This window comes from Arthrobacter sp. UYEF3, assembly GCF_040546245.1.
GTDB lineage: Bacteria > Actinomycetota > Actinomycetes > Actinomycetales > Micrococcaceae > Arthrobacter.
Window position 1 is genome coordinate 1 of record NZ_JBEPNK010000011.1, and the last position, 14,047, is coordinate 14,047.

Genomic DNA, 14,047 nt, shown 5'->3' on the forward strand with positions numbered 1-14,047 from the left:
CCGTCCCGAACACGTCCACGTACGCGCTGACCAACGTCACGCTGCGCTACGCGGTTTCACTGGCCAACCTCGGCGTCCAGGCCGCGTTTGAGCGCAACGCCGCCCTCGCCGCCGGCCTGAACATCGCTGCCGGCCAGGTCGCGCACCGCTCGGTGTCCGAGGCGCACAAGCTGCCTCTCGTCGCCGACTGGCACCAGCTGGTCTCCGCCTAACATCTAATCCGCAACCACATTAAGCGCCGAGAAGGGAACCAACGTGAAGAACCGCAACCGACTACAGCAGGCCCGGCTTGCCGACAACGGAAGGTCGCAGAATCCGCAGACAGGAGACCATTGCCCCGTCAACGGATGGTGGGCACCCCTCAACGACGAGGAAGAAACGCAATTCATAGCCGAGGGGAGCACTATGCCTTCCGTTAGCGGTAGGCGGGGGACATGGACGCTGGCGGGCAGGGGCCACCTCGATGCACGCAGTCGCGACATTCTCCCGAGGCGAGTCCCGGTGGACACTATTTGAGGGCCGCCCGAAACCACGTGTAGGCACCAGACAAATCACGTCCCTTATGGTCCCTCCCACTGGCAGCGAAGCGACGAATGGTGTTCCTTTGGATGACTAGACCGGTCGATCACGAGCTATCGACCGGTCAGCTGTCAACGGCAGCTGGAGCGTCTACGGCGGGAAAACGCGCAGTTGCGGATGGATGCGATTTCCTGGGAGAAGCCGCATCTTTCTTCGCGTCCAAGCAGCAGAATCGGAATGGTGCGAGCTGATGGAGGCCGAGAATGCTAACGACCCGGTCCTGCGAATGGCCCCGCTTTTAAGAGTGTCCCGGCCGGGTTCTGCCCCTGGAGCCGTAGAGGCTTTCGGATTCCCCGGCGCGTGCGGTGGTGCGGGCAGAGCTGGATGCAGAGGTCCGGAGCGTTCATGCGGACTAGCTCATGCGGACTAGCTCATGCGGACTAGCTCATGCGGTCGATCCTAACGATGTGAGGCGTCCGGACCGGCCGGTGCTGGGAACCGGCAGGGTCAGCGGCTGGGGCCGTTCCTTGATTTCTGCGCATCCAGGGCGGCAGCCGACGTTGACTTCCTTGGCTTAGCCGGACCATTGCCAAGTGCGAGAGCGGTGCTGGGGTGTGTGCCCTCACTGCGGGCAGCGGCCAGTCGGCCCTGCACTTGGTTTTCGCTGGCGGTTCCGGCAAGCGATGCGGCGAACGCCTGGTGATGGTCAGCAGACCCGTACTCTGCAGCCGAGCCGGTCATCGCTTCTTCGACCTGGTCTTTCAAACTGTTGCTGGCATCGCCGGTGACTCGATTCTCCAGCTCACGTCCCATGCCTTCGATGCGGGCGAACAGTTCCGCTTCGAAGCGTTCGTAGCGCTGTTCCAGCGGCTGATCCTGGGAGCCGTGGAAGCCGCCCTCGGCGAGGAGCTTCGCTTCGTGCCATTCCTTGGCGGCCTCCACAAACGAGGCGTCCTTGAAGTGGTCCGCTTCGGCACCGTTGAAGTTCGCTGTGGTTTCGTCCCGCAGCTGGTCGATGGTGGGACCGCTCAGACCGTCTTTCCCGATCAAATACAGGCGTTCCTTGACGGCTGTGTCGGCGGCTTCTATGGCCGCCGGCGTTCTGGCGTCGTGGACGCCCTGCAGTGCCTCGGACAGGGCCGGGTTAGTCAGGTGCTCGATGGGGACCTGGTGCCGTTCCATTTCCGGGGCAAGCGTCCGGGCTTTGGCGCGAAGCTCTTCGGCCTGTGCCGCGGCGATGAGTGCCATACCTTTCTGGTGCTCTGCGACAGCGGAACGGCGTGCCTGTTCAGCGCTAATCGTTTCGATGCCGGATTCCAGGTACTCGGCGTCCGCACCGACATCCCGGGTGTCGATCCCATAGCGCCGCTGGACCTCGGTCCGGATCCGCGTCGATGCGGCCAAAGCAGCCGGGTCGTGGTCCTTCCACCCATCGGCGAGGGCGTGAACCCGGGCGATGTCATCGGGCTGTGCGTGGTCCCACCACTGGTCCTTATGGACCGGTGCGAGAGCACCCTGCACGGCGGTCCGTTCGGCGGTAGAGCGGACGCGCGCTTCGTGGGCGGTTTGGGTGTCTTGCTGCTCGCGTTGGCGCAGGGATTCCTGCCGGCTCCGGGCGATAGTCTCGGCAAGCCGTGAGGCTGCCATCAGGGACTGCCTGAGGCTGCCGTCCACTACTTCGTCAATGCCGTCTGCTTCGGTCATGGGTCGGTACTCCCCCTCGTAGGTGTTCTGATCTCGTACAGGTTTTAGCGGTCCAGGCCCGGCCCGTTCTCGGGGCCGGTGCGCTGGCGGGTCTTGGCCTTTTCGGCTGCGGAGGGCACCACGGAACCTGGGCGGACCGGGGCCATGCCCCGGCGTCCGATGTCCGCAGCGGTGGTCGCTGCACCGACACCCGGCGCCGGGGCCGCACTGGCGCCGACCAGGGCGGGTTTGGGCATGGTGGCAGTGAATGGTGCGAGTTGCTGGGTGACCACGTCGCGGATGCGCTGGGCCTCCCGGGTGCGGCCGGCCTGGGCGTGCATTTCATACACGGCGAACGCGGTGTTGATCAGCTGCACCATCAGTGCGGTCTGCGCCGCGGTTTTGTCCTTACTGGCAGCCGCCATGAAGAGCATCGCGGTTCCCGCGATGGAGGGCAGCGGGACCGGTTTCCCGTGCGCCCTGGGGGCGCGCAACTGTGCTGTCCGGGACAGTTCAGCAGCGGTTGCGGCCAGCGGCCCGGGAACAGCTTCGATGCGGTGGGACCATGCCGCGAACGCACCGGACGCGTCACGGGCGGCCTTCGCCCAGGTCGCGTGATCGTCCTTCGGCAAGGCGCGCAGACGCTCCGCCAGTTCGGTGGCGTTGCGCGTGTACTCGACCCACACCTCGGGACCGGGAACGGCGTTCTCCGGACCGGTCGTTGTGACCTTGCGCTTGTTCCTCGCTGCGGCATTCCATTCGGCTGCAGCGTCCATCGCGGACTGCGGTGAGTCCGTCCATTCCTGCCTGAGCGCACCGAGCTTCAGGTCGGAGGCGAGGGTTCCGCCGCCGAACCAGACGGGCCGTTCCCCGCGCGCCGGGCGTTCCGCTACGGAGTAACCCACGACGACGTCGGTGGTGTTCTTCGCATAGCGCGGCCGCACCAGCAGTCCGGTGTCCCGTGCCCGGCGGACGAACTCCGCTTCACTCACCGACGCGCTGGCGCTGGCGCGCACCTTCCGGGCCAACGAGGAACGGTGCATCTCGCGGTCATCCCGGATCGCGGTGGCCTTCTCGGCACGTTCGTAGCCGCGGGTCGCGTGCACAGAAGAGAGCTCTTCCAAACTGTACTTGGTCTCCAGGGCGCGGCAGATTTTCTGCGCCCGCTGGTAGTCGCCGTGAGTGGACGCCTTCGTGCCGTCATCGCGGACCAGGGACACGGCCAGGTGGATATGGTGGTTGCCGTTCTCGGATGTTCCGTGGTTGATCGCGGCCCAGCGGCACTGTGCCTTGCCGCTCGCTTCCGTGAAGCCCATCCCGTCGACGAAGTCGTTCGCGATGTCACCCCACTGCTGATCCGTCAGCGCTCCTTCCTCGGCGCGCAGACTCAGCGAGCAATGCCACACATCGGCCTGTTTGTGACCGTTCGGCACCCGTTCCTTCCGGACCGGATCCCAGCGGAAATCCTTCTGCACCACCTCAACACCGAAGCCCTTGCGGGGCTGATCCAAATGTCTGGCAATAGCCATCGCGTCGTCGCGGTCCAGAACCCCGTCGTCGTACCACGCCATGACCGCCGCGTCCCCGGCAACCAGGTGCGGATCGCTGTGCACGTTCTTCGTCTTATCAGTGTCGGTGGAGGCCAGGTACAGGATCAGACCCGTCATGCGGGATCCGCGGGTGATGTTCGGAATCATCCCTACATCAGCCCCTCGATCGTGCGGTCAATCCGCATCGCCACGTCACGCACATATGCCAACGCCGCCTTCGCATCCAGCGGGAACTCATCCCCGGCGTTGGCGTGCCGGGCGATCTGGTTCACGTTGTTCGACACCCGCGCCAACAAGGTGTGGATCGCCATCAGTTCAGCCATCGCCGCCTTCCGCTGTGTCGGCGTCTCGGACTCCTCACTAAGGGCCGCGGTAAGAAGCAGGTTCGGCACGGTCACCTTCTCCCGGGCAGCCCGGGCAACCAGAGCCGCTTCCTCCGCCGCGGTGACCCACACATCCCTGCGCTTCTTCGTCCCCGCCGGAGAGTTCGCCCGGCGCCGCCTGCTGATCGGGGAACGCGCCTCACTCGATTCGCCCACCGCTCCCCCAATCCCCGCAAACAGCCCAGCGCAGCGACCCCGGAACCGGGGACCACACGACCAGTGTGCCAAGCAAACAACCACAGGGCCGTGAGCGACACACCCATTTACACCCGTGTAAATGTATAGCTTGCTCCGCTCCGTCGGTCTCTGTTTGATTGCTTTTCAACGCTTTTGCCTCTTCCGGCGATTCCGATTGGGGCAGCACTGCGCGTCGTTGCCCCAAAATAGGCGAGGCCTGTGGTTACGGTGGGTGCATGCCAACCATTGATATCGAACAGACACGCAACCAGGCCCGGGCGCTCTTGGACTCCCGTATCGAGTCCGTCACGAACCTGGTCACCACCAGGCAGCGGATCACCGACCTCCGCGAACAGCTCGCCGCCGCCGAACGCGACGACAAACGCGCCTACGTCCGCGCCACCAAAGACGGCTGGAGCCCCGAAGAACTCAAGAAACTCGGACTCGAATCCAGCACCGCAACGCGCCGCCGGAAATATGCAGGCATCCGCCCCACAGACGAGGGCTCCGCGGCCTCGCAGAGTGAGGCTGCCGGGGCCCAGTAAGCTTGCCCCTCGCCCACCCGGGCACGGCAAAAGCTAAACCTCCGGGCTTTTCCCGCACCCACGTGGACGACCGGACCCAACCAACCGGCTGCACACCATCGCCGGCTCACCGCAGGCGTGTATCTCACCGCAGGGACCGGCGATCCTGCACAGCCTCCCCTGACCGTGGTACAGAACAAATCCCAGGGCTGGCGCCGGAGAAGCTGGTACGTCCTTTCGACGACGCGGCCTACGATCACCTTCTGCATGGACGGCTGGAATCCGTGGCAGGTCCGTGCGCCGTAGGGGATGGCCCGTAGACTCGCCTTCGAACGGAAACCGGTGACGACAGACAATGACCCACAACGCAACTCCTCGTCTTTTGGGCGCTCTCCATCCTCCCGGCAGCCGCGTTTATTGTGCGGTGTTCTCATCCACAGACTGTCATCCCGCCCACATCGGATGACCCGCCATCTCTTCAACAGAGTTGGCGGATCGATTCTTTACGCAATGCTCGCCGGCGTCCTCGCCGCACGGATATTGCCGCCGCCGTTCGACCCTTACTTCTCCTCAGGGCGGGGACTCGATCTGCGTGGAGTCGGTTTCGTCCTGGGCGGGCTTTGCCGGCGGAGCCTCAGGAGCCACCACAGCGTTTATTGCCTTCGTCACCTCAAAGACAATGACATGGCACCAGCGACGCAAAGAGCCCCATTGCCGGGCGACGCCGTCACCCGGCAATGATGAACCCCTCTACCCGCGCTCAACACACCTCTGGATCATCCACGCCCCATGGCAGCCGGGCGCCGAATGTCCGGTAGGGTCCACACCGAACAACCCACCAACAGAAACGAGAACCACCCCATGGCAGCCGACTACGACGAAGTGAGACCCGACGTCGCCGAATCCCGCAACGCCTCCATCGACGCCCTCAAAGAGGCCAACTCCCCCGATGCCCGCAGCGTAGGGCTCGAACTCGACGAAACAGACACCGTCGACGGCGTCGAACTCCCCGGAGCAGACCTCTCCGGCGAAGAACTCATCATCCACGTCATCCCCCAAGCCCCGGACGAATTCACCTGCTATTCCTGTTTCCTCGTCCGCCACAACTCCCAAATCGCACGAACCAAAAACGGACACAACTACTGCATCGACTGCGAAGCCTGAATCGCAACCACGCCACCGGCCATGCGATCTACGTCGCGGGACCTGCATCAGGGGACGGGGTGGAAATCCTTCTTCTACGTCCTCTACGGAGTCGTCAGAGCCGTCGTTCAAGACGGCAAGTCCAGGCGCAGGAACGCCGCAGCACAATGAAACAATCAGCCGGCTGAACGGAATCACCCTCTGCCGTGACTATGCAGCACAACTGCACCAGAATCGACGCCGGACTACTCCCCGGAAACAAGATAGGTTGCAAGGTTCCCGGCTGAAGCACGGGCAGGCGGGCGGGTGGGAACCAGAGTGCTGTGGCCTCGGTCGATGAGGTCTAAGACCAGGGTCTTTCGAGTCCTCGCCGTCTACGCTGCCGGGTTTCGTGCCTTTTACATTGTTCCGGCATTACATCGGTGCCGTGCAGGCTTTTCTCATCGGGGCAGTTGCCGCAGCGGCCGCCGCAGCGATCGTTCGCCGGCTGGAAGCGAAGTCCGGCGAACCCCGCTAGCGGCATGGGCGGCCAACCGTGTTCCGCCGTTTCGCGTCCTGCACCTTTAGCCACCAATTCTCAACTCATGCTTGCTCCAGCACCTTGGACGGACGTCTCAGATACGACAGTCATCAAGGACTTATCCCGGCGGGGCAAACCGCCGGGTACCTTTGAGAAGTTGCCGAAAGGTTCGGCAACCCATTCAGGAGGCGACGTGGTCGTAGCACCGAAGACCGTGGACGGCGGAAAAGGCAGCGTCGAACTGCGCGAGGACGGCTTCGTCCACTTGCAGTGGTTGTCCGGGATCAACATTGAGGTTGAGGACGCCAGGGCCGCAATGGCGAAAGTCAACGAGGTATGCCAAGGTGTGGCCCACCCGATGCTGGTCGACATGGCTACTGTCGCTTCGGTCAGCCGGGAAGCCAGGGGCATCTGGTCCATTCCCTGCGATGCCTCCCGTATCGCCCTGTTGGGGCGGTCCCCGGTAGACCGGGTACTGGCGAACTTTTTTCTCGGCGTACACATACCTCCCTGCCCGACCCGGTTCTTCACCTCCCGCAGCGAGGCAACGGACTGGCTCGATGCCGTCCGGTAGGCGCCGGGATCTATCTGGTAGGACGGAGTCCCCGACGAGCACTTCACGGCGCCCACCGGTAGTGCGGGACGCATGAATCCAGGGGAAGGCGTTGAGGACCCGCGCCTGGAACAGCTGGTTGACGGCATTGTCCGGCTGGCCGCCGGAGAGCTGAACGCACGCATCGAGCCCTCGGAACAAGGCGATGCCATTGACGCGGTCATTACCGGAGTTAACCTCCTGGCAGAGGAGCTCGGGCATATTTACGCGGATCTTGAGGAACGCGTGGCCGTCCGAACGGCCACGTTGCGTCGAACGCAAGTGGAGCTGGAACGCATGGCCAAAACGGACGCCCTAACCGGTCTGGCCAATAGGATCATGCTCAACGAGCGGATCCACGACGCCATCCGGACCGGCACAGACAACGGACATGCCCCGGCCGTGCTCATTCTGGACCTGGATTCCTTCAAAGCTATCAACGACACTCTGGGCCACAGCGCCGGCGATGCCGTGCTGGTCGAGGTTTCCTGTCGCCTCCGCTCCGTCGTCCAGGCCTCGGACACTGTGGCCCGCCTCGGCGGAGATGAATTCGCAGTCCTCATCACCGGAGCGAGCGATGACGAAGTCATGCTCATTGCACACCGTTCGTGGGAAGCCCTGCAGGAAGGCGTGGAGATCGGGGCAGAAACGGTCTGGGCCACGGGCAGCATCGGAATTTGCCTCCACGACCCGGGACAGTCAGCAGAGGAACTGGTCCGTGATGCCGATATCGCCATGTACCAGGCCAAGGCCCAGGGCCGGAACAGGGTCCAACTTTTCCACCCGGATATGCTCAACGTCGTTCAGGAACGATCCCGAATCACCGGCGAATTGCGAATGGCAGCTTCCAGCGGTCAGCTGGCGTTGCACTACCAGCCGGTCATTGAATTGGCATCCGGCAAAGTCACCGGCATCGAAGCGCTCCTCCGATGGCACCACCCCGTCCGCGGAACCATCATGCCGGACAGCTTTATCGGCCTTGCGGAAGAGACAGGCCTGATCCTGGAACTTGGACGGTGGGTCCTGAACGAGGGGATAGCTCAGCTGGGCCGGTGGAAACAAGAGGCCCCCCAGCTAACGGAGTTCCGCTTGCACATCAATCTCTCGGCAGCCGAACTCCTTCGCAGCGATCTACTCGCAGACGTCAACGAGACCCTGACTAAAAACGATATTGAGCCCGCCCGCTTGGTGCTGGAGATCACCGAGAGCGTCCTGATGTCCCGCAGGACGGGGGAACAACAGGTACTTGAAAAGCTCCGCGCCCTGGGCGTCGGACTACATATCGACGACTTCGGGACCGGCTATTCATCCATCAGCTATCTGCGGGCGCTTCCCGCTGACACTGTCAAAGTCGACCGTTCCCTGATCAAGAACCTCGAAACCGACCCCCGGCAACAGAAATTCGTCTCTGCCATCCTCCAGCTAATCTCAGCAGCCGAACTCGAAGCAATCGTCGAGGGCATCGAAACCGCCGAACAGGCCGCCCGGCTCCAAGCTATGGGCTGCCTCTACGGGCAGGGCTACTACTTCGGGCGCCCTGCCCCCGCCGCGGCAATTCTCGACCGAATCAGAGGCTCCGAACCCCGGTTGTAAGGTGTGATTATGTCTAAACTATGGGACCGGATGCTGCTCGTCCCAACAGTTGTGCGCCTTACCTCCCACGCGCCACGAAACCCGCATGCCGCCTGGGAAAGATACTGGAACGGCATACAAACTACCGGTCATGACGGAGACGTGCTCTGGGACTCCGACTCCCCGGCCGAGCGCAAACAGTACACAGACCTGGTTCTCGCGCACTTTGATCCGTCCCTTCCCGTCATTGACATCGGCTGCGGCAACGGCACCTACACCCGGTGGCTTGCCACCTTGTTTCCGACGGTTCTCGGGATCGACGTTTCCGCTGGCGCCGTAGCAAGGGCCACCCGGGAAGCCAGGGACATCCAAAATTGCTCCTTCACAGTCCTGGACGCCACAAAGGCGGACGCCGGGGACCTCCTCCTGGAGCAGATGGGACCCGCGAACGTCTTCGTCCGCGGAGTGTTCCACGTCCTGAAACCAGGCAAACAGGCTGCGCTGGCGGCAAACCTCAAAACAGTAGTCGGAAAGACCGGGCGCGTGTTTCTAGCAGAAACCAATTTTCCCGGAAACAGCCTCGACTACCTGGCCGGTCTTGGCGCAACAAGTGACCATGTGCCCAGTCAGCTGCAGCGGGCCCTGGAAAATCTACCCCGCCCGGGGCGTTTCGGCGCCCGGGAACGACGCAGTGTCTTTTCCGAAACGGACTGGCGCGTCATCGCTGACGGACCGGTCAACATCGACGTCGTCCCAATGAACCCCGCCGGCCAACTGCAACGGGTACCAGGTTACTTCGCCCTCATGGCCGGGGCCCACCTCCCAACGGCCGAACCTAACCTCACGCACAACCATCCACCCCTTCACTGATCGGTTGGCCCCCAAGGGTTCCGCAGGCCCCTCGGTGAGCGCCCGGATCAACAAAAGCGGGCCGGCAGCGAAGTCCCGCGAACCCAGTGAGCAGCCGACGCGAAGCACCGCATAGGCCCCTCATGTCGTTCCTCGCGTACTGCGCCGCGCTTCACCAGCTCTCGACACATGCATGGTTAGAGTGGTGGTCATGACGTTGGGGGACGCGGCGGAGCCGCTTGTACACATCAAAGACTTCCGGATGGACTTCGGGGACACGACCGTCATCAAGGACCTGTCCTTCGATGTCCGGGCCGGGGAAACCTTCGGGTTCCTCGGCAGCAACGGTTCCGGGAAGACCACCACGCTCCGGGCGCTGCTGGGGATCTACCAGCCCACCGCCGGGACCCTCCACATCGGCGGTAAGCCCTTCACCCCGGCGGACGGGGCACGGCTCGGCTACCTCCCCGAGGAACGCGGCCTCTACAAAAAAGAAGCCGTCCTGGATGTGATGGTCTACTTCGGCCGGCTCAAAGGCCTGGACAAAGCCCGCGCGAAAACCTGGTCCCGGGAGTACCTGGAACGCGTGGACCTTGCCGACAAAGCCACCACGCGGATGGATAAGCTCTCCGGCGGGCAGCAGCAGAAAATCCAGCTCGGGGTGACGATCATGAACGACCCCGAACTACTGATCCTGGACGAACCCACCAAGGGCTTTGACCCGGTCAACCGGCGCCTGCTGATGGACATCATCGACGAACAAAAGCTCGCCGGCGCGACCGTCGTCATGGTCACCCACCAGATGGAAGAAGTCGAACGCCTCTGCGACCGGGTCATCCTGCTCAAAGACGGCACCGCCCGCGCCTACGGCACCATCGCCGACGTCCAGGAACAATTCGGCGGGACCCTCTACCGCCTCACCTACACCGGCACCCTCCCGCCCTCGGCCCTGTTCGACGTCGTTACCGACGCCGGCGGCAACGCCGAGCTCTCCCCCCGCCCCGGCGCGGACGAAACCACGGTCCTGCGCGAACTCATCACCCACGGCCTCGCCGTCCGGTCCTTTACCACCGCCAGGACATCCCTCGACGAGATCTTCATCAAGGTCTACGGCGAAACCCACAATATGGCGGAGGCATAAAACCCCATGACACAACGCACCAGCACACAACTCCCCTCCCCCGCGGGCCCGGCCACCCCGCCGCCGGCCCCGAAGCGCCCCTTCGCGCAGCACAACCTCCGCACCGTCGTCGGGTTCGAATTCACCCGCACCATGAAAAAACGCAGCTTCTGGATCGCGACCCTCGCCATCCCCGTCGTCATGGCCATCGTGTTCGCCCTCGTCTACCTCAGTAACTCCTCCACCGCAGCCAGCGCGGATGCCCAAAAGACCGCGACCATGGCCTTCACCTACACCGACGACTCCGGACTCATCGCCCCGCAGATCGCAACGGCGATGGGCGGGAAAAAGGTAACCGACCCCGCCCAAGCCCTGCAGGACGTGAAAAAAGGCCTCACCGACGCGTACTTCGCCTACCCCGCCAAGCCAGCCACGCAGCCGGTCAAGGTCTACGGGGCGGACAAGGGGATCTTCGAAAACGGCAAATACGACGCCGTCGCCAAACAACTCCTCACCGCCTCAGCCCAGGCCACGATCGGGTCCCCGCAGCTCACGGCCGCGGCCAGCGGCACCGTCAAAACCGAAGCCACAACCTTCAAAGACGGCCAACCATCCGGAGGCTTCGGCGCCGCGATCCCGCCGCTGATGTTCCTGCTGATCTTCTACGTCTCGATCATTCTGCTCTCCAGCCAGATGCTCAACAGCACCCTGGAAGAGAAAGAAAACCGGGTCACCGAAATGATCCTCACCACCCTGAACCCCACCACCCTGATCATCGGCAAAGTCATCGCCCTGTTCATGGTCGGCCTCCTCCAGATCCTGGTCTTCCTCACCCCCATCGCCATCGGATACCTCTTCTTCCGAGACAAACTCGCCCTCCCCGACCTGGACCTGTCCACCCTCAGCTTCGAACCCGGAACCATGCTCGTCGGGGCGCTCCTGCTCCTGGGCGGTTTCACCGTCTTCACCGGCGTCCTCGTCGCGATCGGCGCGATCATGCCCACCGCCAAAGACGCCGGCACCATCTTCGGGCCCCTCATGGCCCTGATCTTCGTCCCGTTCTACGCGATCAGCCTGATCATCTCCGACCCGCACGCCCCCATCGTGCAGATCTTCACGTACTTCCCCCTCTCAGCCCCCGTCACCGCCCTGCTCCGCAACGGCTTCGGCACCCTCACACCGCTCGAGGCAACCATCGTCATCGCCGAACTGTTCATTGTCGGGTTCCTCATCCTCCGCCTCGCCGTCCACCTCTTCCGCTACGGATCCATCCAATACTCCGGCAGACTCTCCATCGCCGGCACCTTCCGCAAACGCACCCCGCCCGCAGGCAAATGACCCCGCGGCCAGGCCGCGATGGCCCTCGGCCAGACCCAAAGGGCATCGCAACCTGCGGCGGCAAAGGAATGAAAGGCCAGAGGAACCAGGGCCGAAGACGAACCAGGGACCTCACCCCATCAAGGCCGGGGCGTTCACCGGGATCGGCACCGCCGTACCCGTGATGATCCCCTCCGTGTACCGGGCGGCAACGGGGCTACCGGATCGGCGCGACGCGGCGCTGATCACTTCCACCCCCCGCGCTCGTAGCGGCCCACTCCTTCATGTACCGGATGGCATCGGCATTACTTACGCCCGCCGCGGCACGAACGGTCGACACGGTCGGACGCCGCTCCGCACTGATCTTCTCGGCGGCGGCGTACACGCGGTCTTTCACACTCTGCGTCATCATTCCTACCGTCCGGAACAAGAAAAGTAGCGGGAGTACTACTCCTACTAAGACTTTTTCCGCCGCAATAGTTCCAGAACTTCAGGCCCACCCAGCTGCCACCCCCGCACAGAGCCGCAAGGACAACAGCGAGAAAATGCCCTGAAGCACACAGGGCCAAGGGGTCCGGAACTCTGCGACGTCGCTCCCTGGACCCCGACCGCCGGCCGCGGCAGCGGACGCCCGACGAGGGTGCGAGCCCCTGCGAGCACGAACTCCTCACGGCCCGTTGGCGGGAACGGGCGGTCCGCTGCCAGTAACCACCCACCACCCCGGCCACCCGCGGCGGATCGCCCGGAGTGGCCAGCCACCGGATCGGTCTAGCTGGCGAGCACTTCGGTCAGTTCGGCCGTTCGGCTTTCCAGTAACAAGGAATTCAGCGGCCCTAGGGCGTGCCGTTCGTCGAAGCCCCAGTCCAGACAGTTTCCGATGATCACCGCGCCCTTAGAACGGTGGCGCCACACGGGCTCCTCCGCGCGCCCGTGAACGTCCGACGCCCGTGCTTTCGGTTCAGGAACTGTTATCGCCGATTGCCTGGAGTGGTCCGGGTCGTCTCGAGGTAATGCTCCAGTGAGGAGAGCCGCGGCTGTGAGGAAGCATCTCTTACGGCGTCGGAGCCTACCGCGTTTGCCGCCGCGAGGGCCCGGTGGTAGTCATGTCCTGTGCGCAGTGCCAGGACCAGCGCCGAACAGAAGGCGTCGCCGGCCCCGACGGTATTCACGACGCGGGTGGGGAGAGCGGCTGCGCGAGCGACCAACGTGCCGTATTCGTATATGGCAGAGCCTCTTTCGCCGTAGGTCACGGCCACGAGCCGTGCGTTCGATAGCTCGGGGAGCAGTGCGAATTCGGTTTCATTGACGATCACGAGGTCGCACCGTGTCACGAGCTCATCGGGGAGGGATTCGGCTGGGGCGGCATTGAGTGCAAAGTAGCCCCGGTGCTGGCGGCTGGCTTCAAGCACCACATCGACTCCGTTCTCCAGTTGGCAAAGGACGCTTTCGTCATCGGCGAAACTTATGCCTTCGAGTGACAGCTGGGAGTTGGCGCCGGGGCAGACGACAATTTGGTTCTCCCCAAAGCGGTCAACGACAATCAGGGCGGTCCCGGTCGGTTGGCTGCTGAGCAATATGTCAGCGACGTTGACGCCTGACGCTGCGAGCGTACCGAGTAGTTGTCTGCCGGCTTCGTCGTTCCCGATCGATCCGATTAGCCGCACACCTCCACCGAGCCGAGCCGCGGCCGTTGCCTGGTTGGCGCCCTTTCCGCCAGCCTGCCGGTGTAGCAGTCCGCGGCCGACGGTCTCGCCCGCGGCGGGCAGTCGGTCAGTGGAGGCGATCAGGTCAAGATTGATGCTGCCGATCACTGTGAGAGGTGGCAGGAGTGGCTGGTTCATGAGAATCCTTGTTCCGGCAGGCCCTGTGCTGCGTGGATGGGAAATGGATGGGACAAGAGAGGTGCCTGACAAAACCCCTCGTACTGCAGCCCGTGATGGGGGCCTATTTGCTCAGGCGGCCATGCGCTGGGGGCTGAGGGGTTCCTGGAGTTGAGCGTGGGCGAGGAGTCCGTGTTCGAGGACGAGCTCGGCGACGCCTTTGCCGGTGGCGAGGGCTTCCTGGGCGGTGGCGGTGGCCACAGCACGGGGTCACTGGC

General features: G+C 63.7%; 12 protein-coding genes and 2 pseudogenes. 9 read left to right on the forward strand and 5 right to left on the reverse strand.

Annotated features, from left to right (window positions below):
- Positions 1–212, forward strand: a pseudogene (locus ABIB14_RS09565) (alanine dehydrogenase); the annotation flags it as partial.
- 814 nt (positions 213–1,026) lie between these two features.
- Here the strand turns inward: ABIB14_RS09565 and ABIB14_RS09570 are convergent.
- The 3 genes from ABIB14_RS09570 to mobC are packed head-to-tail and all read right to left on the reverse strand — an operon-like array spanning position 1,027 to position 4,207.
- On the reverse strand, positions 1,027–2,223 hold the full coding sequence (locus ABIB14_RS09570; protein ID WP_354235647.1) for a hypothetical protein: 1,197 nt from the start codon (positions 2,221–2,223) through the stop codon (positions 1,027–1,029).
- Between the two features lie 44 nt (positions 2,224–2,267).
- Positions 2,268–3,899 (reverse strand): relaxase/mobilization nuclease domain-containing protein, encoded by a 1,632-nt coding sequence (locus tag ABIB14_RS09575; protein ID WP_354235648.1) that lies wholly within the window; start codon positions 3,897–3,899, stop codon positions 2,268–2,270.
- A gap of 2 nt (positions 3,900–3,901) precedes the next feature.
- Positions 3,902–4,207, reverse strand: a complete 306-nt coding sequence (gene mobC, locus ABIB14_RS09580) for a plasmid mobilization relaxosome protein MobC (RefSeq protein ID WP_354235649.1) — start codon at positions 4,205–4,207, stop codon at positions 3,902–3,904.
- 341 nt (positions 4,208–4,548) lie between these two features.
- On the opposite strand from mobC, the gene ABIB14_RS09585 reads away from it, so the two are divergent.
- From ABIB14_RS09585 to ABIB14_RS09620, 8 genes are all read left to right on the forward strand, one after another.
- A complete protein-coding gene (locus ABIB14_RS09585; protein ID WP_354235650.1) occupies positions 4,549–4,857 on the forward strand; it encodes a hypothetical protein in 309 nt (102 codons plus the stop codon).
- An 840-nt stretch (positions 4,858–5,697) separates the two neighbouring features.
- Positions 5,698–6,000, forward strand: a complete 303-nt coding sequence (locus ABIB14_RS09590) for a DUF4193 domain-containing protein (protein ID WP_354235651.1) — start codon at positions 5,698–5,700, stop codon at positions 5,998–6,000.
- A gap of 370 nt (positions 6,001–6,370) precedes the next feature.
- The gene (locus tag ABIB14_RS09595) at positions 6,371–6,496 is read left to right on the forward strand and encodes a hypothetical protein (protein ID WP_354235652.1); all 126 of its coding nucleotides are present in this window, start codon (positions 6,371–6,373) and stop codon (positions 6,494–6,496) included.
- A 196-nt stretch (positions 6,497–6,692) separates the two neighbouring features.
- Entirely contained in the window at positions 6,693–7,073 is a 381-nt protein-coding gene (locus tag ABIB14_RS09600) for a DUF7793 family protein (protein WP_354235653.1), read from the forward strand.
- A gap of 72 nt (positions 7,074–7,145) precedes the next feature.
- Entirely contained in the window at positions 7,146–8,684 is a 1,539-nt protein-coding gene (locus tag ABIB14_RS09605; protein ID WP_354235654.1) for a putative bifunctional diguanylate cyclase/phosphodiesterase, read from the forward strand.
- 141 nt (positions 8,685–8,825) lie between these two features.
- Entirely contained in the window at positions 8,826–9,533 is a 708-nt protein-coding gene (locus ABIB14_RS09610) for a class I SAM-dependent methyltransferase (RefSeq protein ID WP_354235655.1), read from the forward strand.
- 190 nt (positions 9,534–9,723) lie between these two features.
- A complete protein-coding gene (locus tag ABIB14_RS09615) occupies positions 9,724–10,653 on the forward strand; it encodes an ABC transporter ATP-binding protein (protein WP_354235656.1) in 930 nt (309 codons plus the stop codon).
- A 6-nt stretch (positions 10,654–10,659) separates the two neighbouring features.
- A complete protein-coding gene (locus ABIB14_RS09620; protein WP_354235657.1) occupies positions 10,660–11,970 on the forward strand; it encodes an ABC transporter permease in 1,311 nt (436 codons plus the stop codon).
- A gap of 947 nt (positions 11,971–12,917) precedes the next feature.
- Here ABIB14_RS09620 and ABIB14_RS09625 read toward each other — a convergent pair.
- Together ABIB14_RS09625 and ABIB14_RS09630 are read right to left on the reverse strand one after the other, a co-directional pair.
- The gene (locus ABIB14_RS09625; protein WP_354235658.1) at positions 12,918–13,790 is read right to left on the reverse strand and encodes a ribokinase; all 873 of its coding nucleotides are present in this window, start codon (positions 13,788–13,790) and stop codon (positions 12,918–12,920) included.
- A 111-nt stretch (positions 13,791–13,901) separates the two neighbouring features.
- A pseudogene (locus ABIB14_RS09630) lies at positions 13,902–14,033 on the reverse strand (hypothetical protein); the annotation flags it as partial.
- Positions 14,034–14,047 lie beyond the last annotated feature (14 nt).